This window comes from Streptomyces sp. NBC_01314 (assembly GCF_041435215.1).
Classification (GTDB): Bacteria; Actinomycetota; Actinomycetes; order Streptomycetales; family Streptomycetaceae; genus Streptomyces.
Window position 1 is genome coordinate 664,013 of record NZ_CP108394.1, and the last position, 26,294, is coordinate 690,306.

The 26,294-nt window shown below is 69.7% G+C and carries 23 protein-coding genes and 1 pseudogene; 13 read left to right on the top strand and 11 right to left on the bottom strand.

Annotation, left to right across the window (positions count from 1 at the left end; genetic code table 11):
* Window positions 1-63: 63 nt before the first annotated feature.
* Window positions 64-258: pseudogene (locus OG622_RS03070) on the bottom strand (ImpB/MucB/SamB family protein); the annotation flags it as partial.
* Window positions 259-434: 176 nt separating this feature from the next.
* A complete protein-coding gene (locus tag OG622_RS03075; RefSeq protein WP_371573028.1) occupies window positions 435-926 on the bottom strand; it encodes a hypothetical protein in 492 nt (163 codons plus the stop codon).
* 391 nt (window positions 927-1,317) lie between these two features.
* Here OG622_RS03075 and OG622_RS03080 point away from each other — a divergent pair, with 391 nt between their 5' ends.
* Together OG622_RS03080 and OG622_RS03085 are read left to right on the top strand one after the other, a co-directional pair.
* Entirely contained in the window at window positions 1,318-2,163 is an 846-nt protein-coding gene (locus OG622_RS03080) for an SDR family NAD(P)-dependent oxidoreductase (RefSeq protein WP_371573030.1), read from the top strand.
* A gap of 84 nt (window positions 2,164-2,247) precedes the next feature.
* Complete coding sequence (locus OG622_RS03085; RefSeq protein WP_371573032.1) at window positions 2,248-2,925, top strand: winged helix-turn-helix transcriptional regulator; 678 nt, start codon at window positions 2,248-2,250, stop codon at window positions 2,923-2,925.
* A gap of 49 nt (window positions 2,926-2,974) precedes the next feature.
* Here OG622_RS03085 and OG622_RS03090 read toward each other — a convergent pair whose 3' ends face one another.
* The 3 genes from OG622_RS03090 to OG622_RS03100 form a co-directional block, all read right to left on the bottom strand.
* Window positions 2,975-3,124: a hypothetical protein gene (locus OG622_RS03090; protein ID WP_371573033.1), complete on the bottom strand. Its 150-nt coding sequence runs from the start codon at window positions 3,122-3,124 to the stop codon at window positions 2,975-2,977.
* Window positions 3,125-3,226: 102 nt separating this feature from the next.
* On the bottom strand, window positions 3,227-4,792 hold the full coding sequence (locus tag OG622_RS03095) for a long-chain fatty acid--CoA ligase (RefSeq protein ID WP_371573035.1): 1,566 nt from the start codon (window positions 4,790-4,792) through the stop codon (window positions 3,227-3,229).
* Between the two features lie 32 nt (window positions 4,793-4,824).
* Window positions 4,825-6,297 (bottom strand): amidase, encoded by a 1,473-nt coding sequence (locus OG622_RS03100; protein ID WP_371573037.1) that lies wholly within the window; start codon window positions 6,295-6,297, stop codon window positions 4,825-4,827.
* A 128-nt stretch (window positions 6,298-6,425) separates the two neighbouring features.
* Between OG622_RS03100 and OG622_RS03105 the strand changes: the two genes are divergently transcribed.
* A complete protein-coding gene (locus OG622_RS03105; RefSeq protein ID WP_371573039.1) occupies window positions 6,426-6,998 on the top strand; it encodes a TetR/AcrR family transcriptional regulator in 573 nt (190 codons plus the stop codon).
* 277 nt (window positions 6,999-7,275) lie between these two features.
* Here OG622_RS03105 and OG622_RS03110 read toward each other — a convergent pair whose 3' ends face one another.
* The gene (locus OG622_RS03110) at window positions 7,276-8,448 is read right to left on the bottom strand and encodes a serine hydrolase domain-containing protein (protein ID WP_371573040.1); all 1,173 of its coding nucleotides are present in this window, start codon (window positions 8,446-8,448) and stop codon (window positions 7,276-7,278) included.
* Window positions 8,449-8,518: 70 nt separating this feature from the next.
* Here OG622_RS03110 and OG622_RS03115 point away from each other — a divergent pair, with 70 nt between their 5' ends.
* Window positions 8,519-8,659: a hypothetical protein gene (locus OG622_RS03115; protein WP_371573041.1), complete on the top strand. Its 141-nt coding sequence runs from the start codon at window positions 8,519-8,521 to the stop codon at window positions 8,657-8,659.
* A gap of 383 nt (window positions 8,660-9,042) precedes the next feature.
* Here the strand turns inward: OG622_RS03115 and OG622_RS03120 are convergent, their stop codons facing one another.
* Window positions 9,043-9,459, bottom strand: coding sequence for a hypothetical protein (locus OG622_RS03120; protein WP_371573043.1), 417 nt, complete (start codon window positions 9,457-9,459; stop codon window positions 9,043-9,045).
* A 287-nt stretch (window positions 9,460-9,746) separates the two neighbouring features.
* On the opposite strand from OG622_RS03120, the gene OG622_RS03125 reads away from it, so the two are divergent.
* Window positions 9,747-10,724 (top strand): serine protease, encoded by a 978-nt coding sequence (locus OG622_RS03125; protein ID WP_371573044.1) that lies wholly within the window; start codon window positions 9,747-9,749, stop codon window positions 10,722-10,724.
* 249 nt (window positions 10,725-10,973) lie between these two features.
* On the opposite strand, the gene OG622_RS03130 is transcribed toward OG622_RS03125, so the two are convergent.
* A complete protein-coding gene (locus OG622_RS03130; RefSeq protein ID WP_371573047.1) occupies window positions 10,974-12,920 on the bottom strand; it encodes a S41 family peptidase in 1,947 nt (648 codons plus the stop codon).
* 486 nt (window positions 12,921-13,406) lie between these two features.
* Here OG622_RS03130 and OG622_RS03135 point away from each other — a divergent pair, with 486 nt between their 5' ends.
* Window positions 13,407-14,408 (top strand): NAD-dependent epimerase/dehydratase family protein, encoded by a 1,002-nt coding sequence (locus OG622_RS03135; RefSeq protein WP_371573049.1) that lies wholly within the window; start codon window positions 13,407-13,409, stop codon window positions 14,406-14,408.
* A 31-nt stretch (window positions 14,409-14,439) separates the two neighbouring features.
* Here OG622_RS03135 and OG622_RS03140 read toward each other — a convergent pair whose 3' ends face one another.
* Both OG622_RS03140 and OG622_RS03145 read right to left on the bottom strand, forming a co-directional pair.
* The gene (locus tag OG622_RS03140; RefSeq protein WP_371573052.1) at window positions 14,440-15,552 is read right to left on the bottom strand and encodes a sensor histidine kinase; all 1,113 of its coding nucleotides are present in this window, start codon (window positions 15,550-15,552) and stop codon (window positions 14,440-14,442) included.
* A gap of 2 nt (window positions 15,553-15,554) precedes the next feature.
* Complete coding sequence (locus tag OG622_RS03145; RefSeq protein WP_371573053.1) at window positions 15,555-16,316, bottom strand: response regulator transcription factor; 762 nt, start codon at window positions 16,314-16,316, stop codon at window positions 15,555-15,557.
* Window positions 16,317-16,431: 115 nt separating this feature from the next.
* Between OG622_RS03145 and OG622_RS03150 the strand changes: the two genes are divergently transcribed.
* Genes OG622_RS03150 through OG622_RS03160 form a run of 3 tightly spaced genes read left to right on the top strand, consistent with a single transcriptional unit; the run spans window position 16,432 to window position 18,616 of the window.
* Window positions 16,432-17,148 carry a glycosyltransferase family 2 protein gene (locus tag OG622_RS03150; protein ID WP_371573056.1) on the top strand — a complete coding sequence of 239 codons (717 nt, stop codon included), beginning with the start codon at window positions 16,432-16,434 and terminating at the stop codon, window positions 17,146-17,148.
* Entirely contained in the window at window positions 17,145-17,762 is a 618-nt protein-coding gene (locus OG622_RS03155; protein ID WP_371573058.1) for a DUF2064 domain-containing protein, read from the top strand. Before OG622_RS03150 ends, OG622_RS03155 begins: the two co-directional genes overlap by 4 nt.
* The gene (locus OG622_RS03160; RefSeq protein ID WP_371573059.1) at window positions 17,759-18,616 is read left to right on the top strand and encodes a class I SAM-dependent methyltransferase; all 858 of its coding nucleotides are present in this window, start codon (window positions 17,759-17,761) and stop codon (window positions 18,614-18,616) included. The genes OG622_RS03155 and OG622_RS03160 overlap by 4 nt, the downstream gene beginning before the upstream one ends.
* Window positions 18,617-18,965: 349 nt before the next feature.
* Here the strand turns inward: OG622_RS03160 and OG622_RS03165 are convergent, their stop codons facing one another.
* Entirely contained in the window at window positions 18,966-20,228 is a 1,263-nt protein-coding gene (locus OG622_RS03165; RefSeq protein ID WP_371573061.1) for a molybdopterin-dependent oxidoreductase, read from the bottom strand.
* Between the two features lie 115 nt (window positions 20,229-20,343).
* Here OG622_RS03165 and OG622_RS03170 point away from each other — a divergent pair, with 115 nt between their 5' ends.
* The 4 genes from OG622_RS03170 to OG622_RS03185 all read left to right on the top strand — a co-directional run bounded on the left by OG622_RS03170 (window position 20,344) and on the right by OG622_RS03185 (window position 26,293).
* Window positions 20,344-21,666, top strand: coding sequence for a hypothetical protein (locus OG622_RS03170; protein ID WP_371573062.1), 1,323 nt, complete (start codon window positions 20,344-20,346; stop codon window positions 21,664-21,666).
* Between the two features lie 447 nt (window positions 21,667-22,113).
* A complete protein-coding gene (locus OG622_RS03175; protein ID WP_371573063.1) occupies window positions 22,114-22,518 on the top strand; it encodes a hypothetical protein in 405 nt (134 codons plus the stop codon).
* Window positions 22,515-24,440, top strand: a complete 1,926-nt coding sequence (locus tag OG622_RS03180; protein ID WP_371573065.1) for a GMC family oxidoreductase — start codon at window positions 22,515-22,517, stop codon at window positions 24,438-24,440. Before OG622_RS03175 ends, OG622_RS03180 begins: the two co-directional genes overlap by 4 nt.
* Window positions 24,440-26,293, top strand: coding sequence for a peroxidase family protein (locus tag OG622_RS03185; RefSeq protein ID WP_371573066.1), 1,854 nt, complete (start codon window positions 24,440-24,442; stop codon window positions 26,291-26,293). The genes OG622_RS03180 and OG622_RS03185 overlap by 1 nt, the downstream gene beginning before the upstream one ends.
* The last annotated feature ends 1 nt before the right edge of the window (window position 26,294 follow it).

The window sequence follows — 26,294 nt, forward strand, 5'->3', positions numbered from 1 at the left end:
AAGTCGCTGCGGGGTTGCCGGAGGTATGTCGACGATTTGCCCTATGACGTGCAGTCCGTATCTGTTGAGTGTGTCCGCTGTGGCTCGGCCGATCCCCGGCAGTGCGGTGACCGGGCGGGGGTACAGCCAAGCGGCCTGCCCGTCGGGGACCCAGGTGGTATCGCCCGGGGCGGACGCGTCGGCCGCCATGGCAGCCAGCATGCGGTTGTTCGCGAGCCCGGCGCTGCTGTCGATGTCGTAGGAGAGCTTCAGCCTCATCTTCGCCGACTGGACCACGTCGTAGGGAGGCCTGCCGGGCCTACTACGACAAGAAGATCGCCCAGGGCAACCACCATACCCAGGGCCGTCCTCTGTCTCGCCAGACGCCGAGCCAACGCCCTCCTCGCGATGCTCCGCGACGGCACCTTCTACGCATGCATCGCGTCCGGCCACGGTCAGCTGATCCGCGGTTCCGCCAGCAGCACCACCCGGTCGGACTCGACATCGAATCCCAGCACCGGATGGCTCTGGTCCCAGTCGCCTTCGGGCGTCATCACCACAAGCTTGCCCAGTCGGCGCCCCATCGCACGAAGAAATCCGCACAGCACGTCCAGCCGCTCCTGCCCCTGCAACTCCCTCAGGTCCACGTCGCAACCGACCTCGTCAGCCGACTCCAACCGAAAGATCGCCAACACGTCCGGCGCCGGCCAGACCCGCAGGTCCGCGCACTCGGCATCAGCAGGCCGCGACAGCACCTCCGCAGCGCGTGGCAACGGCATGACCACGCTGCCTTCGGAGTACTCACTCCGCCAGCCACTCGCAACGATCAGATCGAAGACCGTTTGCCAGTCCTGGACCGTCGTTCCCGTGACCCACACATCCGGAAGGCGCCCCTCCCGCTCAAGGTCGAAGAAGCCCTTCACGTCATCCCACAGCAGCTCGGACACCAGGCAATGCTGGCCTCAACCCGAACACGAAGCACGGGATTTCCTTGACCAAACCCACAGGCCCCGTGAAGTCACCACCCGGCCGGGAACAGGCGCTACCCCCGCTCATGAGCCATCGCCCTCATAGCCACTGATGCACACAGCCCGGCGCAGCAGCCCACTCGGCCGGTTCGGGACGGAAATTGTTCGTCGCGCGATGACTATACATTTCATATAGCGATTGCTAACGTCCACTTCATGACGAAGCCGTCTCCGCGCGGTGAACGTGTGCCCGTGGCAGGAGCGGCGTTCCGGCGGTGCGTGCGAAGTCCCGCCACCCGGCTCCCGTCGCTATCCGGATTTGCCGCACTGAACGCGGACGACACCCCATGACTGAAGACGAGGCATCCGCATGACTGCATACGAACTCGGCGGCAAGGTCGTACTCATCACCGGCGGCACCGGTGGGCTCGGCAGCGCGACGGCTCGGGCTCTCCTCTCCCGCGGCGCGCGGGTCGGCATCGTGGATCTGCACCCGGACACGCCGGACATCGCAGCACGCCTCTCGCCCTCCGACGCCGTCGGCTTCACCGCGGACGTCTGCGACCGCGACGCGCTCGACGCTGCCGTGGCCCACATATGCGAGCGGTTCGGGCGAGTCGACGTCGTGATCGCGAACGCCGGCATCATGGGGCGTGGCTCCACACTTCGCGCCATGCCCGCGCCGGCGATCGACAAGGTACTGGCCGTGAACGTCAACGGGGCCATAAACACCGTGAACGCGACGATGAAGCAGATCGTCGCCAATCAGGGTCAGGTCGTCCTCATCAGTTCGATGTTCGCCTTCCTCAATGGGACGGCGGCGATTCCCTACGCCATGAGCAAGGCCGCGGTCGAGCAGCTCGGACGCGGACTCCGTGTGGAACTCGCCCAGCACGGCGCTTCCGCCACCACCGCCTATTTCGCGCTGATCCAGACGGACATGATTAGAAACGGCGTCGACGAGGACCCGACGATCAGCGAACTCCTGGCCCGGACAACGCCGCGACCGTTGCTCAAGCGCCTTGAGCCGGACGAGGCCGCCCATGCCATCGCGAATGCCATCGAGCACCGTTCTCCCCGCGTGATCCGGCCGGCTCGCTGGACACCGCTGTCCGTCCTGCGGGGGGTGATCAACCCGGTGATCGACGCGCGTCTGACACGTGATCCCAAAGTACGCGCACTTCTCGGCAAGCTCGAAGGACGTCTGGTCCGGTAGCGGCGGACGTGGGAGAGCCCGGGCCGAACAGGACGCCCCGTCCGTCGCGTTGGCCCGTCAGGACCTGTCAGTAGAGTGGAACGTATGACAACGGCGCGCAGATACGGGCAGGCGTGTCCACTCGCCACGGCGATGGACGTGCTGGGCGAGCGGTGGACCGTACTCATCCTCCGCGAGCTGTTGTTGGGACCGAAGCGGTTCACCGAGATTCTCCGGCGCATGCCGTCGATCGGCCCTAATCGCCTCACCGACCGGCTTCGCACACTGAGCACGATCGGCGTCGTCTCCAAGACCGAGCCGGCGCAGGAGTACGTCCTGACCGACTTCGGCGGAGAGCTGAGGGTCCCTGTCATCTCACTCGGGCTGTGGGGCCTGGGTCTGATGAGCGACGGTGTCGATCCGTCGGCTGCCCGGACGGACATGGTGGCGCTGTGCATGACTGTGGCGGTCGCCCCCAGTCGGCTGAACGGTCTTGCTCTCGAGTGCGACGTCGACGCCGGCGAACGGTTCTCCATGACCGTCGGCGATGGGACGCTCCGGGTCCGATCAGGACCGTCACCGGCGTCGTCGCCCACCACTGTGGCCTGTGACGCGGGGACGTTCATCGCGCTGTCGCTCGGCCAGGAGGAACCGTCCGCCGCGACCGAGGCCGGCCGCCTCGAGGTGGACGGCGACGCCGAGGCTGTCAGTCACCTCTTCGAGGCCTTCGCCGAGGCGACCCGACGGCATACCGCAGTTCAGCCGGCCCCTTTGACCGCCTGATATCCCGGCCCGGCCCGCCTGAGGACCCGCCGGAGGACCCGGCGGAGCCTCAGGCCCCGTGCTTGTGGTGGAAGGACGTCTCGACGTTGCCCAGCTCGCCGAGCCGGGTGCCCCGGCTCCAGATCCGGTAGAGCTGTTCGAGACGACGGTCCGGGGCGTAGCGCTTGTCGGCGAGCGCTTCACTCAGCGCGGACTTCATGATCCGGTTCGGCAGCACCTGGCTGTTTCGCAGGGCCAGGTGGCCGAGTGGGAGGTCATGAGCGGATTTCCTTCGGTCAGGCGTCCCTGGCCAGCCTCGCGGTCAGGCGAGTTCGCGCTTGAGGATCTTGCCGGTGGGGGTCAAGGGCAGCGCGTCGACGAACTGGACGACGCGCGGGTACTTGTACGCGGCGAGCCGCTCCTTCGCCCAGGCGGCGAGCTCGTCCTCACTCGTGTCGCTCCCGGCCTCCGTCACCACGACGGCCTTGATCTCCTGACCGTGGGATTCGTGCGGCACGCCGATGACCGCGACCAGTGAGACGGCGGGGTGCTCCATGAGCACGTCCTCGATCTCGCGCGGGTAGACGTTGAAGCCGCCGCGGATGATCATGTCTTTGGACCGGTCGACGATGTAGTAGAAGCCGTCCTCGTCCTTGCGGGCGAGGTCGCCGGAGCGGAACCAGCCCTCCCTGATCGCCTCGGCCGTCGCCTCGGGCCGTTGGTAGTAGCCCTTCATGACGTTGTGCCCCTTGATCGCGATCTCCCCGATCTCGTCGGGGCCGCCCTCGACGTCGGACCAGTCGTCGCGGATCAGCTTCATCTCCACGCCCGGGATCGGAACGCCGATCGACCCGACGCGGGGCTCCTCTCCGAACCGGGAGAAGGAGGCGACCGGGGAGGTCTCGGACAGCCCGTATCCCTCGAGGATCGTGACGCCGAAGCGGTCCTTGAACTGCTTGTGGATCTCGACCGGCAGCGCTGAGCCACCGGCCACCGCAACACGAAGATTCGCGGCCAGGCGGGCGACGTCGACCGTGTCGTCGAGGGCGGCGAGAAGACCCCAGTACATCGTCGGGACGCCGGCGAAGAACGTCACGTCGTGGTCGAGCATGAGACGCAGGGTCGCCCGCGCCTCGAACCTCGGCTGCATCACTATCGTGCCGCCGAAGGCGAGGGCGCCGTTCTGGATCACGGTCTGGCCGAAGGCATGGAACAGCGGCAGCACGCACAGGTACGTGTCGGGGCGCTCGGGATCGGCGGCGAACAGGTCGGTGCCGGCGAGCGCGTTGTCGTAGACGTTGCGGTGACGCAGCTCCGCACCCTTGGGCCGGCCGGTCGTGCCGGAGGTGTAGAGGACCACCGCGGTGTCGTCCTCGTCGCGCTCGACCGTCCGGAACGTCACCGGCTGCTCGGCGACTCCCGTGGCGTACGACTCCGGCGTCCCGTCCCCGGCCCACGGCGCCCCACCGCCCCCGATCAGGAAGAACTCGGTGCAGCCCTCGGTGGCCTGGAATCCCTCCCACGCCATCTGCCCGATCGGCAGCTCCGCCGTGCCCTCGAACGCGAAGTACGCCTTCGCGTCGGAGTCTGCGAGATGGTAGGCGACCTCACGCCCCTTCAACAGCACGTTCAGCGGCACGACCACCGCCCCGGCCTTGAGAATGCCGAAGTAGACGCTGGTGAAGTGGGGCAGGTTGGGACAGGACAGCGCGACCTTGTCCCCCGGCTGGACGCCGCGCGAGACGAGCAGGTTCGCGACCCGGCTGGCCGCGGCATCGAGAGCTCTGTAGGTGATGCGGTCGTCACCGAAGACGATCGCGGTGCGCTCCGGGTACTTGGACACGGAATCTGTCAGCAGTCGTGACGCGTTGCGGCTCGGGTTGTGCATCGTGGGCTCCTTGCTTCTCAGGGTCGTCGGGTCTAGACGAAGGCCGGGGGCGGCACGAAGCCGTCCACTTCGCGCCCCAGCAGCGCGGCGAATTCGATGGTGGTGAGATCTCCCCCGCTCGGGCCCATGGCCTGCAGACCGATGGGCAGTCCGCTCCTGCCCTTGCGCACCGGGATGGTGGTCGCCGGTCCCCCGGAGACGTTGGCTACGGCGTTCCACTTGACCTGGTCCCAGTAGGGGCGTCGCACGCCGTCGACTTCGAAGGGCCGCCCGAACCGGTCGATCAGCTTGTTGTGGTGGGCCGGGGCAGCCGTCGGAGCAACCGGCATGATTACGACGTCGAAGTCCTGGAAGAACGCGAACCATCGCTGCCGGAGCTCGTTGCGCACCACGTGGGCCTGCAGCCATTGGTAGTGGGACTGGAAGGTGCCGCGCAGGGCGGGACCTGCGTCACCGCGCGGGTTCTGGACCAGCCGGGCCAGCAGCGCGGCGTTGGGCGCGGGAGTGAGGCCGGAGCGGTCGTAGGACAGCGCGCCGAAGAGCAGGGGCAGGAAGGCCTTCCGGTGATTCGTGGCGATGTCGACGGGGAGGCTCGCGGGCTGGACCGTGACCTTGGCACCGGCCGCCCGCAGCACAGTGACCGCGTCGTCCATGGCTGCCGTGACGTCGCTGTCGACCGGACACGCGGGATCCTCGCCCCAGACGGCGACCCGGAAGTCGGAGAGCTTGGTGGCGCGCGGCGGTGCGAGCGTGTAGCTGAAACCGCCGTCGTAGTCCGCCGTCCCGACCGTCGCTCGCAGGATCGGGACGAGGTCACGTGCGTCGCGAACCTGTGCGCCGCCGCAGGCCATGTCGGCCTCCGTCCACCGGCCCGTGCCCGGGCCGTAGGGCACATGCCCGATGAGAGGTATCGACCCCAAGGTCGACTTGTGCCCGTACAGGCCGGTGAAGTGGGACGGGATCCTGGTCGATCCGCCGATCTCCGAGCCGAAGTCGAACGCTGTGAGGCCGGCGGCGGTGGCGACGGCGCCGCCCCCGGCGGACCCGCCGGAGGTCCGGGTCGTGTCCCACGGGTTCGACGAAGGACCGAACACCGGATTGTCGGCCTGGACGTCCTGGTTGCCCGGCGGCATGTTGCTCTTGCCCATGATCACGGCGCCGGCCGTACGCAGCCGCTTGACCGGCTCGGCGTCCTGCTCGGGCACGTAGTCCTTCAGGTCCGTGCGCCCGCAGACGGTACGCATCCCGGCCGTCTCGAAGCTGTCCTTGACCGTGATCGGCACACCGTGCAGCGGCCCGAGGTCCTGTCCCGCCGCCCGCGCGGCGTCCGCTTCCGCGGCCTCGCGACGGGCACGCTCGGGGTCGAGGGTCACCACCGCGTTCAGTGTGGTGTTGTGGACGGCGATCCGCTCGAGATAGAGCTCGACGAGCTCCCGACTCGAGATCTCACCCGCGGCCAGCGCGCGCGACTGCTCCACAGCGGACTGGAAGGGGACGTCACTCACGGCATGCCTCATCTCTGATGCTGACAGATCGTCCGCAAAATTATCTGTCGACTGTAATATTACGTGCGTCAGACCATAGATTAGGATGAGTCTCCGGGCAATAGCCCCGCGGAGCGAAGGAGGAAGCCGTGGCGCGCTACGGCAGGGAACACAAGCAGGTGACGCGACAACGGATCATCGAGACGGCAGGCCTTCGGTTCAAGCAGGACGGCATCGACGGCTCGGGTATCTCCATGCTGATGGCGGACGCCGGGCTCACCAACGGAGCCTTCTACGCACACTTCACATCCAAGGACGACCTCGTGGCCAACGTCGTCGCGGAGGAACTGCGCACGCAGGTGGCGAAGTACAGCGCGCTGCCGCCCGGCCGTCCGGGACTCGAGGACCTCGTTCGCGACTATCTGTCGGCCGAGCACCGGGACCACCCCGACCTCGGATGCCCCTCCGCCGCCCTGCTCGACGAGATCGGCCGCTGCGGAGACGACACCAAACAGGCTTACACCGACGGCGCGCGGGCCGTCATGGAAGAGATCGCCACTCGCCTGGCGCCAGAAGATCCGCGGTCGGCCCGAAGCAAGGCCTGCGGGCTCTTCACCATGATGATGGGGACGTTGCAAGCGTCCCGCGCCCTCTCCGACCCCGGGCTCGCCGACGAGATCCTCGAGCAGGGGATCGAGAACGCCCTCACGTTCATGTCCTGAGGGGCACGGTCGATCCGTGTCGGGGAGCCACCCGCCTTGGTCGCACCGCGCGTGAGGGCATTCATGCCCGAACTCGACAACGGTCGGTCATGCGGCCTCGAAGGTAACGGAGTTCGACCGTACCGAGCAGCTGGGAGACTCCTCTCACGTCGCCTTGTGCCGACGAGCAAGGAGCCAGGCATGGGCAGTCAGACACCTGCCCGAAACCGCATGGCCCCTCAACTCCACTTCCGACCCACACCAGCCCCCGTGGCTGCGCGATGACGACGGCATTCGCTCACTGACCGACTGAGCCGGCTCGGAGCTGCTCGATCAGCTTCAGCATGAGCGGTCGGGCAACCTCCTGGAGATCCCATTTCCCGTCCTGGACAGCCTGGTTACTTATCCAGAACACCATCAGGTCGCCGTGCACGGCGTGCACGTTCACACCGTAGGACCAGTCGTTGCCGCCGGAGTGGGTCGCGATGCTCCTGTCGGGCATGATGCCCCACCCGTAGCCGGTGGCGTAGCCCTCATAGCCCGGCAGGCCGGTGGGGGCGTGGGCTTTGAACATCATGGCCTGCGCGTCGCGGTCCAGGAGGGTGCCGCCGGCCAAAGCACGGTGGAAGCGGTACATGTCGCGGGCAGTGGACAGCAAACCGCCGTTGCCGCGCAGGTTCCAGTACGGGCCGTCAGTGGCCCATCGGTGGTCCAGCGGCCGCCCTTGGGAGACACCCTGTTCGTCGTACTCCACCGCGATCAGCTCCGTGTCCCAGCGCGGCAGGACGTAGCCGGTGTGCTTCATTCCGGCGGGAGCGATGATCTGCTTCACCAGGAAGTGCTCGTAGTCCGTGCCGGAGGCGTTCTCGATGATGGCTGCCAGCAAGCTGAAGCCCAGGTTGGAGTAGGCGAACTCCGTGCCGGGCGGGGCGATCAGCTTGGACTTGACGGCTCCGTCGATCATCTCCTGGCGGGAGATCGGTTCGTAGTCGTCTCCCAGCGCCTCCGGCAGCCCGGAGGTGTGGGTGAGCAACTGGTGAATCGTGATGTTGCGCTTGTCCGCGGTTACAGGCCCGACGAACTTGCTGATCGGGTCGCTGACCCGCAGCTTGCCCGCCATCTGCAGCTTCATGATCGCCACGGCCGTGAACGACTTGGTCATCGACATGATGTCGTACACCGTGTCGCAGCTCGCCGAGATGCGGTGGGCCCGATCGGCCATCCCGTAACCGGCGCAGTGGGTGACCTCACCGCCGCGGGCGGCGATCATCGTGCCGCTCCCGCCGCGGGGCAGGGCCTTGTTGAGGACCGCCTGGATCGAATCATCCGTGAGATCAGGCGTTGGCGAAGGAGAACCGGGGCCTGCCGAGCGGGCGGCTTCAGGAGCGCCGCTGCTGTTACCGCAGGCGGCCAGTGCGAGCGCGGAAAGCAGTGCGAGCACGGCAGGAGCACGGAATGCGGACAGCCTCATGAGTGGTCCTTGCTGCGTAGCTGCCGACAACGGGCCCGCGAGTTCGCCACGGGACGTCCATGAGGCCGACGTGTCGATCGTACAGCGCGGCGGGCGGGTTCCGATCGGCTCGGCCCACTCCTCGGAGGTCACTACCGCCTGCCACATCAAGACCGCCCAGAAGCTGCGCGTGGCCGGCCTCGGCCCCATCGGCGACCCGACCATTCCGTGATCACCATCGCATGCAAGGCTCGCCCGCCTGACAGGCTGACGCATCCTCACCAAGCTCCGTCCGAACGCGGCGCCCGCCACCGCCCTTCTGCGGCCCCTGCTGGCCCTGACGAGCTGCGAAGTCGCAGGGTCTTGTCGACCCCGACCGGGCCGAACAAGGTGACGGACTCGCCGGCGTGGAGCCGGCGCCCACGTCGCGGATCTGGGCTGCAGGCGTCGTTGCTGGCGGGCGGCTGCCTACGGTTGGGCGGGACAGGGGGAGCCCGTTCGTCCCACTCAACTGAAGGCACCGCAGGTCAGAGCCCGACCGTGCCCACAGTTACCTGGGACAGGACACACTCAGGAGGAGACTGCGCGCCGCCGCGCCGCAGCTTCGCCCCCGACTCACCAATCCGCGCTTGGACCCGGTACCCGACGAAGGTGGCCTGAGGAAGCTTCCTCGGGACCGACGGAGCCCGAGCACCACCCCTCTTTGGCCTCGACGATCTCCGCCAGTCCAGCCTCGAAGGCCGCCGTATCGACTCCGCCGCGCGTATACGCCTGCCACAGCTCAACAAGCTGATCTTCCAGTTCACCGAGACTGATCAGCTTGTCGGCCAGCGTGAAGCCGTCCAGGTGTGGTTTCCCTACCTCCAGCACCCAACGGGTCCCAGCCGCATCTGCGGTAATACCGCGCCCCGCCAATTCGACGATGGTCAGCGGCACCCTTGAGGAGGCGGCCACTGCGAGGAACACCCCGAGCGACACCGAGTTCCGAACCGCCATCGCTCGCGCGCCGCCAGACAGGTCTTTCTCCGCCACGCGCCAACCCTCATCTCTCACGAACTGCGGACTGCACATCCAGAGCAGTGATCACGGATACACGTAGCCTACGAGTTGCCCGGCCATGGATCTGGGGTCCGGCTCCGCCGCGTCTACGCGACCACCGACGCGGCTGTTGAGGCAGCCGCCACCCTGGTGTGCACCCTCCGTGTGCCGACAGGGTTGATTTCACGCCCATCGTGACGTGCACCTGTCGAAATTTCGGGTGGGCTGGCACCCTGCGTTGCGCGAGTTCGTCCTCACCCCCCACCGCAGAAGGAGTACGCGTGAGAGACATACGCCGCGTGTCCCGCCCTCTCCGCAAGTCCCGTTCCGTCCTCGCCGCCCTGCTCGGCGCCGCCGCGTTGCTCGGCACCGGCGTGTTCGCCTCGCCTTCCGCGGCGGCCACGGCCGCGGCGGACCCCGCCTCGTTCTGGACCGCGGAGCGGATGCGTCGGGCCGCTCCGCTGGATCTGCTGCCCGTGGACCGTGCCCAGATGAAGGCCCCCTCGCTCGCCAAGGGCAAGGAGAGGACCATCGCCCCGACCCTCCCGGGAGCCCTGAACGAGGTCGGGGCGTTGGCCTTCCCCAACAGCGGTGGGCCCTGGACCGGTGGCGGGGCTGTGGTGTCCACGGCCGGGCGGGTGTTCTTCACCTATCAGGGACGTACGGCCTCGTGTTCCGGCAATGCGGTCACCAGCGCCAACAAGAGCACCGTCATCACCGCCGGGCACTGCGTGAAGCTGGAGGGAGCCTGGCACACCAACTGGGTCTTCGTGCCCGGCTACCACGACGGACAGGCCCCGTACGGCAGGTGGAGTGCCACGAAGACGTTGTCCACGCCGCAGTGGACCGCGAGCGAGGACATCAACTACGACGTCGGCGCGGCCGTCGTCGCCCCGCTGGACGGGAAGCTGCTGACGGACGTCGTCGGCGGGCAGGGTCTGGCCTTCAACACCGGCTACAACCAGGCGATGTACGCCTTCGGATTCCCCGCCGCCTCCCCCTACGACGGGGAGAAGTTCATCTACTGCAGCGGAACCACCAACCGTGACTTCCTGCTCTCCAACGACCACGGCATGAACTGCAACATGACCGGCGGCTCCAGCGGCGGCCCCTGGTTCACCCAGTTCAACGAGTCCACGGGCGCCGGCCTGCTGTCCTCGGTGAACAGCTTCAAGTACAACTTCCTGCCGAACCGGATGTACGGGCCGTACTTCGGCACCGACGCGCAGAACCTGTACCAGACCGCACAGTCGTCCTGACCACCCGACCACCTGACCATGGGTCAGATCGTGTCGGCCACCCGTGGCCTGTGCGACCCCTGCCCTCCCGCATGCGAACACCATAGGGGTGCCTCGTGGATGTACCCGGACGAGATCGTCCGGGTACATCCGGCGTATCTGCCGGCGGTTGAGGAATCGCCCTTGCACGGACTTCCGGCAGGCTCAACTGGTGTACCGCCGGAGCCCTCGCATCACTCGATGCGAGGGCTCTCTGCCCAGCCCGGGTGGCTAGTGGAGCTGTTTCGTTTTGCTGGCGACGAGGTGGCCGGCCTCGAAGCCTTCGATGCGGGCCGAGTGAGCGGCTGCCGCGACGGGCACCGTCACGTCCGCCTGTCCGTCGGTGAGGTCCACTGATGCGCGCGGTCGCTGGTCGACGTAGACGTCCACGCGATCGACGTTCGTCGCCTTCACCTTGAGCTTCAGGGAGCCGTTGACGGAGATCGCGTCCGTGATGGACACGGCGTGCGGCTCCCGGTCCTTGAGGAGCCGGCCCGCCCGGTTGAAGAGATCGGCGTTGTCCTCCAGGAGGTCCCGGCGGGTCATCCGGTGCGGATGGTCGGGGATGACACCGAGGTCCTCCACCGGGGTGCCGGACAGGGCGCCGACCCGGAGGGTGCGACGGATGGACACGCGCATGCCGCTTCCCTTCGGCAACGGTACGTACGGCGTGGCCCGGTCGCCTTGGAGGAGGTCGGAGAGCAACTGGTGGGTCCAGACGTTGGCCCCACCGGCACCGGTGTTCTCGTCGGTCCCGAGCACAGGCCCGATCCCGTGGTCCTGGAAACCGGCGGCGAAGATGTCGGTGGCCGAGTAGCAACGGGCGTTGGTGATGAGGACCACCGGCCCGAAGTACTGCTGCCCGATCGCGTTGGCACCGTCCTCGGGGGTGAGGGGGAAGGCGCTGGAGAAGGTGGCGCCGATCTCGAGGGCCTGCTCCATGGAGGGGACCCAGGCACCCAGGTCGATGCCCGAGGAGCCGTCCTGGTGCTCACGGCAGATGCGCAGGTTGAGCGGAGTGTTGATGAACTGCACCGGTTCGGGTGCGATCCGGCGGGGAGTGAGCACCTGCAGGGCGAACTCGGCGGCGTGGATATGGCCGCCGCCATTGTCCCGGACGTCCACGATGAGCCCGTTCTGCGGCAGCTGACCGATGAGGCGGACGAACTCCTGGACGAAGGCCATCGGGTCGTTCACGCTGAAGGTGAAGATCCGGATGTGGCCGAACGTCCCGGACGACGTCTCCACCTGCTGGGCCTTGAACACCTTGGGCATCGTCGTGGCGACCTCACCCTGGCGTAGCTCGGGCACGGCTTCGTCGGCCCGGACGGCTTGTTCCTGGGCGACCACCCGAGGGGCGAACAACAGCACCTTGGCCCGGCCTGCCTCGTCCGCGTCGAGGTCAAGGCCCTGAGCCAGCGCGGCGGTGCTGATCGCGTCCGCGTCCACCATGGGCGGCAGATTCTCCACGATCCGCCAGTTCTCGCGCAGCTCATGGTGCTTGCCGCTCTCGTCGATGTAGCTGACGGTCACCCACTCCTCGAAGGGAGGCAGATGGATGCGCAGAGGCCGCACGGTCAGTGACTGGACGCCTCGGCTGCGCCGGGCGGGGGCGTTGCTGCCGGCGAACCTGGCCGCGTTCAGGTCGACGGCCGACGAGATGGGGATGCCGCTCCAGTGGGTGATCTCGACACCGGGCCTGAAGCCGGGTGCGGAGAAGCCCTGGGCCACGTGAGTGGCCAGGAAGTGGGTGCCCTGCTCGTCCGTGTACTGCTCGATGAGGAACGGCAGGAAGGCGATCCTGCCGTTGAAAGGGTCGGGGAGCAGGTAGTTCGTGTGAAGGTCTCTGACGGAGTGGAAGATCTCCGACACCTCGGCGTGGAAAAGCCATTCCCGAGGCATGGTCTGCTGTGTCTGGCGCTCCAGACGCCGCCGCAACACCCGCAGGCGCTGGACCGGGTTCACGGCGTGCATCGCGGCCTTGAGCGGCAGGTGGACGTAGTTCTGCTCCAGCAGGACGAGTGCCTGATCGACGATGAGGCGGCGCTCCTCCAGCGTCAGGGTGCCGGCGCCTTCGAGGAAGCTGCTCAATGGGGTCGAGGTGGCCAGGTGGGCGCGGACCGGTTCCGCGGCCTCCTGGACGAACGTGGGTGTTCTGTGGTCGGCCGAGTCCGTCATGGTGTCCCTCAAGGGTGGAGGTCGGGGCTCTCAACGTCAGGCAACTGGCGGCGGCTTGAGGGTCGTACACGACGTTTTCGCCTGATCGGACGTAGAAAAGTGCCTCACACGGCGGACATGGGCCTCGCCAGGTTCACCTCCGCGACGCACGGGCGGTGCGGTGACACTCCCCCGCCGCCTCAGACGATCACCCACTGCTGGTTCGCGCCGGCGGTGCGGGTCGCCTGGTCCAGGGCCGCGCCGTTGACGGTGGACGACCCGGCGACCTGGAGGCCTGCCCGGTGAAGGCGAGGAAGTGGTCGGCTTCGACGATTTCACCGGGCCGGGTTGGGTAATGGCTACATGCCTACGTCTTGGGCGCCGGCGTATGCCCCCGGGCGAAGGAACGGCCCGGCAGGTCGGCTGCCGGGCCGTCGTCTTACGGAAGCGTGACGTGCCGGGCGTGGCCCTGGGGCGTTGCGGGTGTGCGGTCCTAGCGTGAGCCGTATGCGTGTACTGGTCACCGGCGGTGCCGGGTTCATCGGGTCCCATGTCGTCGACGTGCTGGCGGAGCACGGGCACGAACCCGTCGTGTTCGACGTGGCGGCGGACGTCGGCGCGGACGTGAGGGACCCGGAGGCGGTCGTCCGCGCGCTGGACGGCGTGGACGCCGTGTGCCATCAGGCGGCCATGGTCGGTCTCGGCACGGGGTTCGGCGATGCCGCCGAGTACGTCTCCCGCAACGACCTGGGCACGGCCGTGCTGCTCGCCGCGATGGCGGAGGCGGGTGTGCGGCGGTTGGTCCTGGCGGGGTCGATGGTGGTGTACGGGGAGGGACGGTACGAGTGCGGGAGGCACGGGGTGGTGCGGCCGGGGGCGAGGGACGTGGCCGATCTCGCGGCCGGGTGCTTCGAGCCGCTGTGCCCGCGGTGCGGGTCCGAGTTGTCGCCGGGGCTCGTGGGCGAGGACGCGCCGACCGACCCGCGCAATGTGTACGCGACGACCAAGCTCGCCCAGGAGCATCTGGCGGCGGCGTGGGCGCGGGCGACGGGCGGGACGGCGGTGTCGCTGCGGTATCACAACGTGTACGGGCCCCGGATGCCGCAGGACACGCCCTACGCCGGGGTGGCCTCCTTCTTTCGTTCGGCGCTCGCGCGCGGGGAGGCGCCTCGGGTGTTCGAGGACGGTCGGCAGCGGCGGGACTTCGTGCATGTCCGGGATGTCGCGGAGGCCAATGTGGCGGTGTTGGAAGCGGGTACGGCGCAGGGTGTGCTGACCGCGTACAACACCGGCAGCGGTGAGCCGCACACCGTCGGGGACATGGCCCGGGCACTGGCCGCCGCGTACGGCGGGCCCGATCCGGTCGTCACCGGGGAGTACCGGCTGGGGGACGTCCGGCACATCACCGCCGACTCGTCACGGCTGCGGGCCGAGCTGGGGTGGAAGCCGGAGGTCGGCTTCGCGGAGGGAATGCGGGAGTTCGCGCGTTCCGGGATGCGGGGCTCCTAGGGCCCCCTTGGACCGGTGGTGCTGCCCGTGTTCAGGAAGCGGCGGCGGGCAGCACCACCTCGAAGCGGCAGCCTCCGGGGATGTTGCGTACGGTGGCCTGCCCTCGGTGGGCCTCCACGATGCCCCGGACGATGGCGAGGCCCAGGCCCGCGCCGGCCGGTGGTGTGCGGGCGTGGGTACCGCGCCAGCCGGTGTCGAAGACGCGCGGCAGATCCTCCTCGGGGATGCCGCCGCAGCCGTCCGTCACGGACAGCGTCACGCCGTCCGGGGACCGCTCGGCGGCCACCGCGACGGTGCCGTCGGCCGGGGTCCGGCGGATCGCGTTGACCAGCAGGTTGCCGAGAACGCGGCTCATCTCCTTGCCGTCGACCTCGACCGGCACGGGTTCGACGCGGGCGCCGACGAGCCGCACCCCGTGTTCGCGGGCGAGCGGGTCGGCGCCTGCCAGGGCGTCGCCGACGAGGTCGTACAGGGACATCCGGGAGAAGGAGAGGGTCAGGCTGCCCGCGTGGATGCGGGAGAGCTCGAAGAGGTCGCCGACCATGGCGTCGAGGCTTTCGACCTCGGTGCGGATCTGCTTCAGGTAGCGGTCGGGGTCCGCGGCGACCCCGTCCTCCAGGGCTTCGGCCATCGCACGCAGGCCGGCCAGTGGGGTGCGCAGGTCGTGGGAGATCCAGGCGACGAGTTCGCGCCGGGAGGTCTCCAGGGCGCGCTCGCGTTCCCTGGATGCGGCGAGCTTCGTGCTCGTGATGGCCAACTCGGTGCTGAGTGCCGCGAGTTCGGCGGTGGCCGGGCCGTCGGGGGCCGTGAAGGCGCCGCCGTCCCCGAAGGAACGTGCGGCGAGCTGGAGGGCGTGGCTGCGGGCGACGACCCAGCGGCCGAGCAGCAGCGCGGTGGCCAGCGAGACGACGGCGGCCATGGCGACGACCGTGGTGACGACGCTCAGGTCGTGCGGGGAGAGGAACATCGCCCAGGCCACGGCGAGGGTGCCGGCGAGCATCGCGGTCACCGCCACGGCCGCCACCACGGTGAGCGACGCGGTGAGAGAGCGGCGGCGCAGCGGCCACAGCACGACCGCGCCCAGCAGCCCGGCCGCGCCGGCGCCGAGGAACGCGTACAGAGCGATGAGCAGGGTGTCGCGCATCGTCAGTCCTTCCTGTCTCGCTGGTCGGTCCGGGCGGGCCGTTCGTCGCCGTCGGCCGGGTTGCTCGTGGAGTCGAAGCGGTAGCCGACGCCCCACACCGTCTGGATCAACCGCGGTCGCGCGGGGTCGTCCTCGACCTTGCCGCGCAGTCGGCGCACGTGGACGGTGACCGTGGACAGGTCGCCGAAGTCCCAGCCCCACACCTCGCGCATCAGGTCCTCACGGCTGTGGGCGCGGTCCGGGTTGCGCAGGAAGTAGGCGAGGAGGTCGAACTCGCGCAGGGTCAGGGCGAGTTCGGAGCCGTACCGGGTGGCGCGACGGGCGGCCGGGTCCAGGCGGAGACCGGCCGAGCTCAGGAGGCGGGTGTCCGAGGCGGGGCGCGAGCGGCGCAGCACGGACTCGACGCGCAGGACCAGTTCGCGCGGGCTGAACGGCTTGGTCACATAGTCGTCGGCGCCCACTTCCAGCCCCAGGACCCGGTCGTCCTCGTCGCCTCGCGCGGTGAGCATGATGACCGGCACGGGGCCGCGCGTCCGCAGCAGACGGCACACTTCCAAGCCGTCCATGCCGGGCAGCATCAGGTCCAGCACGACCAGGTCGGGCCGGCGCTCGGCGGCGCGGACCAGCGCGGCCGGGCCGTCACCGGCGCGGTCCACGGCGTATCCGGCCCGGTCGAGGTATCCGGCGACGACCTCGGCGACCGTGGGATCGTCGTCCACCACCAGGACGCGCGCCGCTGCCGGTCCACTCGATTGCTGTTGCATGCCGTCAGCCTCGCACCACACCCGGCGGTCCGGCCGTCCGGACTGCGTGGGGAAGCCCTGACGTCCTCGTTTCGTAAGGACACGAAGTCCGGTATGTGAAGTTTGTCCTCGTAAGGTGAAAGCCGTGACGACCTCTCCCACACCTCTGGACGTCGACGTCGTGCTCCCCTGCCTGGACGAGGCCGAGGCCCTGCCCTGGGTGCTGGCCCGGATTCCACCCGGCTGGCGTGCACTCGTCGTGGACAACGGCTCGACCGACGGTTCGGCGGATCTCGCCCGCGAACTCGGGGCGACCGTGATCCACGAGCCGCGCCGCGGCTTCGGCGCCGCCTGCCATGCCGGGCTGACCGCCGCCACGGCCGACATCGTGTGTTTCTGCGACTGCGACGCCTCCCTCGACCCGTCGCTCCTCGCCCCCTTCGTGCGCGAAGTAGCGGACGGGCGGGCCGACTTGGTCCTCGGCAGGCGCCGGCCGCAGAGCCGGGGCGCCTGGCCCGCGCACGCCCGGGCCGGCAACCTCGCGCTCGCCCGGATGCTGCGCCGCCGCACCGGACTGCGCCTGCACGACCTCGGCCCGCTGCGCGCCGCCCGCCGCGAGCCGCTGCTCGCCCTCGATCTCACCGACCGGCGCAGCGGCTTCCCGCTGCAGATGGTGGTGCGCGCCGCGGACGCGGGCTGGCGCGTCACCGAGCACGACGTGCCGTATCTGCCGCGCACCGGCGTCTCCAAGGTGACCGGCACCTGGCGGGGCACCTGGCAGGCGGTACGGGACATGAGCCGCGTCCTGCGTGAACCGGCCACACCCACGACGCGGGGCGGTGTACGCCGATGACCACTCTGCTCGTCATCGCCAAAGAGCCCAGGCCGGGGCGGGTGAAGACCCGGCTCACGCCGCCCTTCGGCCCCGAGTCGGCGGCGGCCCTCGCCGAGGCCGCCCTCGTGGACACGCTGCGCGCGGTGGCCGCGACTCCCGCGCGCCGCCGCGTCCTGGTGCTCGCCGGGGCGCCGGGCCCCTGGCTGCCGCCCGGCTTCGACGTCGTACCGCAGTGCGCGGGCGGACTGGACGAACGGCTCGCCGCGGCCTTCGCCGGCTGCGACGGCCCTGCACTGCTCATCGGCATGGACACCCCACAAGTCACCCCGGACCTGCTGACCGTGCACTTCACCGAGTGCGACGCGTACTTCGGTGCGGCCGAGGACGGCGGCTTCTGGGCCCTGGGCCTGGCCGAACCGGACCCGGCACTCCTGCGCGGGGTGCCCATGTCGACGCCCGTCACCGGCGCCGTGCAGCGCGACCGGCTCGTCGCCGCCGGGCTGCGGGTCCGCGACCTGCCGCCCCTCAGGGACGTCGACACGGCCGCCGACGCCGAAGCCGTCGCCGCGATCGCGCCGCACAGCCGGTTCGCGGCGGAACTGGCCCGGCTGCGGGCGGTCGGCACCCGATGAGCGACGCACGGCGGAAGGCCGTGGGGCGCGAGGCCAGGGGACGAGAGGCGATGGGGCGGGAAACCGTGGGACAGAAAACCGTCGGGCGGCAGACCAAACGCCAGGAGGCCATCGGCCGGCCTTGGTCCACGGACCCGTACGCCGACGCCCTGCGCACCGGCCGGGGACCGCTCTTCCTACGGCGTCGTGACGGCTGGCTGCTGCCCCTGGAGGTGGAGCGGTGGTGCGCCCGCGCCGACGCGGTGGACCTGGATGTCCTGGGGCGGTGCGAGGGAGCCGTCCTCGACGTGGGGTGCGGACCGGGGCGGCTGGTCGCCGAACTCGCCGCCCTGGGCCGGCCCGTGCTCGGCATCGACGTCAGCCAGGCCGCCGTCGCCCACACCCTTCGGCTCGGCGGCCAGGCCCTCACCCGCTCGGTGTTCGACCCACTGCCCGGCGAGGGCCGATGGGACACCGCCCTGCTCCTCGACGGCAATGTCGGCATCGGCGGCGCCCCGTCCGCTCTCCTGCGCCGACTGGCCGAACTGCTGTGCCCCGGCGGCCTGTTGATCGCCGAGACGGTCACCGTGGACGTGGACGAGCGTGTCGAGGTCCGCCTCGTGAGCGGCGCCGAGGCCGACAGCGGAGGGGAGGCCGCGTTCCCCTGGGCCCGGCTCGGCACCCCGGCGCTGCTGCGGCACGCCCGCCCGCTCGGCTGGCGCGACGCCGATCAGTGGACGGCGGGCGGTCGGTCCTTCGTCTCCCTGCGCAGCCGCACCACCAGCAGGAGCGCCGAACCGCCGAACAACAAAGCCGTGATCAGCAGCCACCGGGCGAGGAAGCCACTCGCCGACAGCGCCGTGGCGGACTCGTAGCGGTCCGCCACCCGACCGCTGATCAGCGGGAACCACACCAACAGCAGCAACCCGGACAAGGCCGCGGGCACGCGCACGTACGCGACCCTCCCCCACTGCCCGGAGGGCATGGGCGGCGCCCCCACCCGGTGACCGGCCGCACCCGCCGCCCGGACAAGAGCACGGTCCGCCGTCGCGTACAGCGGCAGCAGCACGAGATCGTGCACTACCGCCGCGCCCACGAACCACAGCGCGACCCCGAACCAGTCGTCCGCGAACAGCCGCACCCCCGCATACCCGGCGAGCGCGAACGAGCATGCCAGGAGCAGCAGTTGCAACGGGCTACCCAAAGGCAGCCGGGACTTTCCCATCACAGGTCTCCGAACGTCATCCGGGCCACCCATTTGGTGTTGAGCACACCGGGCGCGGCGGGCACGATGATCCGTGCCGGGTAGCCGTGGTCGGGGGACAGCCTCTCGCCGTTGACGTCCAGGGCGAGCAGGGAGCGCGCGTCGCGGACCTGGTTGGCGCGCAGGGCTGCCCGGCGGAAGGCGCCGCGCCGCTGGAGGGACTCCACCAGGACGTCGGGTGCCGCCTCGGGCTCGTATCCGACGAGGCCGGCCAGGTCCCGCAGCCTCACGCCGCGCCACCACTGGTCGGAGGTGGACCAGCCCTCGACACAGGCGATGGGCAGCGCCACGCTGTGCGGGGGCAGTTCCAGCAGCTCGGCGCGGCTCAGCCGGATGGTCCCCGAAGGCCCGGTGACGACCAGCCGCCACGCCTCCTCGCTGGTCTCCGCCGCACTGATCCCCCTCGACGCGGCCGTCTTGTTGATCTGGAAGCCGCCCGGCCCGCTGCCCGGCTCGGCACCGCCGTGCGGGGCGAGGAGGGCCGTCCGGCGCAGCGGGCCGTCGAAGTTCTGCCCCACGGTCGTCCCGAACAGCAGCAGCGAGCCGCCCCCGACCAGCCACACGGCACCGCGCCGCGACACGGTGGGCTCGACCGGGTCCGGGGACACCAGCGAGGGCTCCTCCGCTGAAACCGGCGGCGGAGCCCCTTCCCCCTCACTCCCCCGCAACTGACGCAGGTTGCGTACGGCCGTCGGCGCCCTCAGCACCACATGGACCACGAACGCCGAGAAGAACACCCACGCCCCGTAGAAGTGCAGCGGGTAGAAAGAGCCGGGGAAGACGTAGTCGAGCTGGATGTTGAGCACGCCGGTCACGAACTCGAACAGCACGCCGCCGACCAGCAGGAGCAGCGAGATCCGCTCCAGGGCGTGGGCGAGCGACCGCGCCGGAGGCAGCTGGAACAGCCTCGGCACCACCGACCACAGCTTGGCCAGCAGGACGGGGACCAGCGCGATCCCGAGCGTGACGTGAAGGCCTTGCGTGAACCGGTACAGCCAGTGCGGATCCGTCGGCCAGGGGAACAGATAGAAGCCGAGGATCCCCTTGTCCGGGGTTTTGTCGTTCACCGGCGACAGACCCGGGTTGTAGGCGGCGTAAGACAGCAGCCCCGTCACGAACAGAACCGTGATCCCGGCGAGCAACGCCACGCCGAGGACGGAGGTGAACCAGGGGCCGCGCAGCGGGCTGCGCCAGAAGTCGGGTGAGGAAGGAGACCGTGCCATGCCCCGACGCTAGGCCCGCAGCACCCGGTGAGAGGGTGCGCGACTCATGACGAAAGGCTGACGTCCGCGCCTGTCGAGAGTCCACCGGCCCTCCTCCGGCCTAACGTCTCCGAGCGTGAACCGCGATCTCCGCCGCGACCTGTACGCCGTCGCCGCCGCCGCGCTGCTCGTCGTGACGGCCGCTCTGGTCGGCATCGCCGTCAAGCGCGCCGACGACGTCCTGCACGTCGGCTGGCCACCCCTGTACGCCAACTGGCTGCCGCACACCGGCCCCGGCACCCCCGCCGCGATCGCCGTCGCCGTGGCCGTCGTGGCGTACGGCCCCACACTGGCCGCCCGGCTGCCCTGGCGGCCACTGCTGTGGACCGCGTGGGCCACCGCCATGGCCTGGATCTTCTCCCTCGCCCTCGTCGACGGCTGGCACCGCGGGATCGCCCGCAGGCTGACGACCGGATACGAGTACCTCCAGGTCATCGACCGCTTCGCCGACATCCCCCACACCCTGCGGGACTTCACCCGCCACATCCTGCTCGGCTCCCCCGACCACTGGCCCCCGCACGTCGCCGGCCACCCACCGGGCGCCACCCTCACCTTCGTCCTCCTCGACCGGATCGGACTGGGCGGCGGGGCATGGGCGGGCGCCTTCGTCATCGCCGTCGGGGCGACCACGGCGGCCGCGGTCCTCGTCACCGTACGAACGCTCACGAGCGAGGCCCTCGCACGCCGCGCCGCCCCGTTCCTCGTCCTGGCCCCGGCAGCGGTATGGGCGGGCACGTCGGCGGACGGGTACTTCGCGGCGGTCGCTGCCTGGGCCGTGGCCTTCCTCGCCCTTGCGGTGACGGGTCGCCGACCGCGGAGGACCGCCTTCGCCGCCGGGCTCCTCCTCGGCCTGACCGTCTATCTCTCGTACGGCCTCACTCTCTTCGCCGTGATGGCCGCCATCGTCGTGCTGCTCGGCTCCCGGCGGTTGCCCGTCCTCCCCTACGTGATCGCCGGACTCGGCGTCGTGCCCCTGGCGTTCACCATGGCGGGCTTCAACTGGTGGGAGGCATACCGGTTGCTGGTCGAGCGCTACCACCAAGGCGCCGGCGGCTTCCGTCCGTACGGCTACTGGGTGTGGGCCAACCTCGCCTGCACGGTCCTCGTCGTGGGCCCCGCCACGGTGGCGGGCCTTCGCCGCACGGGCACCCGCCTCGCCCAGTGGCGCACGTCCCCCGCCGCCGAGCGCCGCATGGGACTGCTGCTGTGCGCGGCCCTGCTCATGCTGCTCACCGCCGACCTGTCCGGAATGAGCAAGGCGGAGACGGAACGGATCTGGCTGCCGTTCGCGATGTGGCTGCTCGCGGCAGGCGCCTTCCTCGACCGCCGCCGCAGCTGGCTGACGGCCCAGGCGGTCCTGAGCCTGCTCCTCAACCATCTGCTGCTGACGGGCTGGTGAGCGGTTCGTGCCAACCTGTTCAGCGCTGACCGGGGCAGGACACACACCCACCTGCTGAGTGCTCAGCTTCGATCCTCTCCGCCCCAGCCGCACCGCCTCGCCCCGGCCCGGCCCGGCCCGGCCCATCTCAGCGGTCGTGACCAAGACCGGGGAGCCGTCACCGTCCAGATCGGCGACCGTGTCCGGGACGGAACCCTCGCTCGCGGTCTTCCCCTCCGGCGGATCCGGCAGGCCCAGGTCGCGGCGCGAGCGTCACCGGCCTCCAGCCCCGCCTCCGGAGCCGTCAGGGCGCGCATGCGCGTCGGAGATATCGGTAAGTCCCCCGGGGCCCAAGGTGCAGGGGAGCAGCGATTCCCATAATGTGCTGATTGGAGTGTTTTCAGAGAGTTCTTCTCCCTCGTCGGGGGTTCGGCGGCAGTTCCCGTCACTGCACCGTCAGGAGACATGATGGCCACCCGGAAAGCCGCTCCTCGCGCTGTCTCGGTCTACGTGCTCGCCGGAATCCGGCTCTTCAACGGGGCCGCCGGACTGCTCACACCCGAACTGCTCATCCGGCGCCTCGACCCCGATCGTGAGCCGCCCAGTCCGGCGGCCGTGTACGCCTTCCGGCTCTTCGGGGTCCGTACGATCCTGCTCGGCCTCGATCTGCTGACCAACCGCGACGAGCGGTTGCGGGAGTACCTGCGCGACGGCGTCCTGATCCACGGCAGTGACACCGCGACAGCGGCCACGCTGGGCCTGAGCGGCCGGCTTCCACCGCGCACCGCGGCGCTGACCACGCTCATCTCGGCCGCCAACACGGTCCTGGCCGCCGCCTCGCTCGCCAACCCGATGAAGGGGAAGCGGAAGTGACGGGTGAGCCCGGTGCCGTTTCCCCGGCCGAGACGGGTTTCGACTACGTCGTCGTCGGCGCCGGGGCGGGAGGCGGACCGTTGGCGGCCAACCTCGCCGCCGCGGGCATGCGTACCCTGCTGCTCGACGCGGGTGGTGCCCCGGAGAACGACAACTACCTGGTGCCCGCCTTCCACGCGGACGCCTCCGAGGACCCCGTCCAGTGCTGGAACTACTTCGTGGAGCACTACGCCGACGAGCGGCAGCAACAGCGCGACAGCAAACTCGTCCCGGGCCGGGGCATCCTCTACCCGCGTGCCGGGACGGTCGGCGGCTGCACCGCGCACCATGCGCTGATCACCGTCTATCCGTACAACCGCGACTGGGACGCGATCGCGGAGGAGACCGGCGACGCGACGTGGCACAGCACGGCCATGCGCCGGTACTTCGAACGGCTGGAACGCTGCACCTACCGGCCGAGGCCCAAGGAGCCGCCCGCCAACCCGCTGCTGGCCACGCTGCTTGCCGCGCTGCTGAAGGTCCTGCCCTTCACAGGCGCCCGGTACCGCAACGACGCACGCCACGGCTTCGACGGCTGGCTGCCGACCGCCCTCGCCGACCCCGAACTGGTCGTCGAGGACAAGCAGTTGCTGAAGGTCATCCTCTCGGCCGCGGAGGACACCCTGGCCGACCTCCTCGACCGGCCGCTGTCCCCGCTGGAGGGGTTCGGCTCCTTCGTCGACCCCAACGACTGGCGGGCGCAGACACGTGCCCTGCAGGGGCTGTGGCAGATCCCCCTCTCCACGGCGAACGGCCGGCGCAGTGCCGTACGCGAGCGAGTCCAGGCCGTACAGCGAAGCCATCCGGGCAACCTGGTGGTCCGTACGAACGCCCTGGCGGCCCGGGTCGTGCTGGACCGGAACGGAGCCGCGGCCGGCATCGACTATCTGGACGGGGCGCACGCCTACCGGGCCGCCCCCGCGAGCCGGCCGGACGCCGGGCCGCCGGGCCTGCGCAGGGTCCTGGCCTCCCGCGAGGTGATCCTGGCCGCGGGCGCCTTCAACACACCCCAGTTGCTGATGCTTTCGGGCATCGGACCGCGTGCGGAGCTGCAGCGGCACGGCATACCCGTACGGGTCGACCTCCAGGGCGTGGGCGCGAATCTGCAGGACCGGTACGAGGTCGGCGTGGTCAGCCAGATGGACCGCGAGTTCCCGGTGCTCAAGGACTGCGACTTCCACGCGCCGCGGTCCGGGACCGAACCGGACCGCTGTTACCGGGCCTGGCGGCGCGGCGAAGGTCTGTACACGACCAACGGCGCCGTCGTCGGTGTCACCCGCAAGTCCCGTCCGGAGCTGGACGCACCCGACCTGTTCATCTTCGGCGGCCCCTTCGACTTCCGGGGCTACCACCCCGGCTACTCGCTCGACCTGACCCGCCATCGGGACCGTTTCACCTGGGCGATCCTCAAGAGCCGCACCCAGAACACCGGGGGTCGGGTGCGGCTTCGCTCCACCGACCCCCGTGACACCCCACTGGTGAACTTCCACTACTTCGGCGAGGGCACGGACAAGGACGCCGTGGATCTCGAAGCCATGGCCGGTGCCGTCGAGTTCGTGCGCGGGATGAACCGCAAAGCCGGCTCCGTGATCCTCAAGGAGTTGTGGCCCGGCGAGGAGGTCGACGGCCTCGACGACGTCCGCCGTTTCGTGCAGGACGAGGCCTGGGGCCACCACGCGTCGTGCACTTGCAGGATGGGACGAACGGACGATCCCTCTGCGGTCGTCGACAGCAGGTTCCGGGTGCGGGGAGTGGACCGCCTGCGGATCGTCGACGCCTCGGTCTTCCCCCGCATTCCCGGATTCTTCGTCGCCACCCCCATCTACATGATCAGCGAGAAGGCGAGCGACGTGATCCTCGCGACCACCCAAGGAGAACCGTGATGAGCAAGCAGCGACGCACCGCACGCCGCTCCGCGGCCGGACACCGAACGTCACTGCCATGGCGGGTCGTCACCGCCGGCGCCGAATTCGTGGACCGGCGCCTCGGCTGGGACAAACTGCCCGTCATACCGGGTCTGCTGACGCTCCTCGGACTGCGCGTCAAACTCCGGCAGAAGAACCTCCACGACACCGGCCGTCTGCCCTCGGCCAACCTGCCCGATCCCGCGCCGCCCTCCGAGACCCACAAGGTCAACCGGACCGCCGACGGCAGCCACAACGACCTCGACGAGCCGCGCATGGGCATGGCGGGCACCCGCTTCGGCCGGAACATCCCGCTGGACCGGATCGCCCCGGCCACACCCGAGGACGTACTGTCCGCGCCGAGCCCGCGCGAGGTCAGCCGCGCCCTGCTCACCCGCGACGAGCTCACCCCCGCCGAATCGGTCAACTCCCTGGTCGCCGCCTGGCTTCAGTTCATGGTCCGCGACTGGTTCAGCCACGGGAGCAGCCCCACGGAACGGCCCTGGGAAGTACCCCTCATGGACGACGACCCATGGCCGGAACACCCCATGCGGATCATGCGGACCCCGGACGACCCGACCCGCGACCCGCAGGCACCCGCGGGAACGCCCGACACCCGCGTCAACGTGTCCTCCCACTGGTGGGACGCCTCGCAGATCTACGGGACGAACGAGACCGAGCAGCGTCTGATGCGCACCGGTGAGCTGGGCAAGCTGCATGTGTGGGACGACGAGCAGTCCCCGATCCCCTCGGACCCCTCCCGGGATCCCTCGCACATCCCCGGTTTCTGGCTGGGCCTGGCCATGATGCACGACCTGTTCGTCCGTGAGCACAACGCGATCTGCGACCACCTGCACGGCGCCTACCCGTCCTGGAACGACGAGGAACTCTTCCAGCGGGCCCGGCTCGTCAACGCCGCGCTCCTCGCCAAGATCCACACCGTGGAGTGGACACCGGCCGTGATCAGCCACCCCACCACCGTCAAGGCACTGCGCGCCAACTGGTGGGGCGTCGCGGGCGAGCGTGTCCACAACCTCTTCGGCCGGATCAGCGACAGCGAGGTCGTCAGCGGCATCCCCGGCGCCGAAACGGACCACTACGGCGTCCCGTACTCCCTCACCGAGGAGTTCGTCGCTGTCTACCGCATGCACCCGCTCATCCGAGACGAGTGGCATCTGCGCTCGGCCGCCGACGACACGAGCCTGCGCCACTGCACCCTCCGCGACATCTCGGGGCCCGGGGCGCTGAAGGTCCTGGAGACCACCGAGATGACCGACCTGCTCTACAGCTTCGGCACGCTCCACCCCGGACTGGTCACCATGCACAACTTCCCCAGGTTCCTTCAGGAGTTCGAGCGCCCCGACGGACAACTGCAGGACCTCGCCGCCACCGACATCCTGCGCTCCCGGGAGCTGGGCGTCCCCCGCTACAACGAGTTCCGCCGACTGCTGCGGCTGAGGCCCGCCGCGGACTTCCTGGAACTGACCGAGAACCGGGCATGGGCCGAGCAGATCCAGGAGCTCTACGACGGCGACATCGAGAAGGTCGACCTCATGGTCGGGCTGTACGCGGAGAAACTGCCGACCGGATTCGCCTTCAGCGACACGGCGTTCCGCATCTTCATCCTGATGGCCTCACGCCGGCTGAACAGCGACCGCTTCTTCACCGAGTACTACACCCCCGAGGTGTACTCCAAGGCCGGTATGGCCTGGATCGACGACAACTCCATGATCACGGTGCTGCTGCGCCACCACCCGGAGCTGCGTACGGCTCTGACGGGGCTGACGAACGCCTTCGTGCCGTGGAACACAGCCGGAAGGACGGTGACTTGAC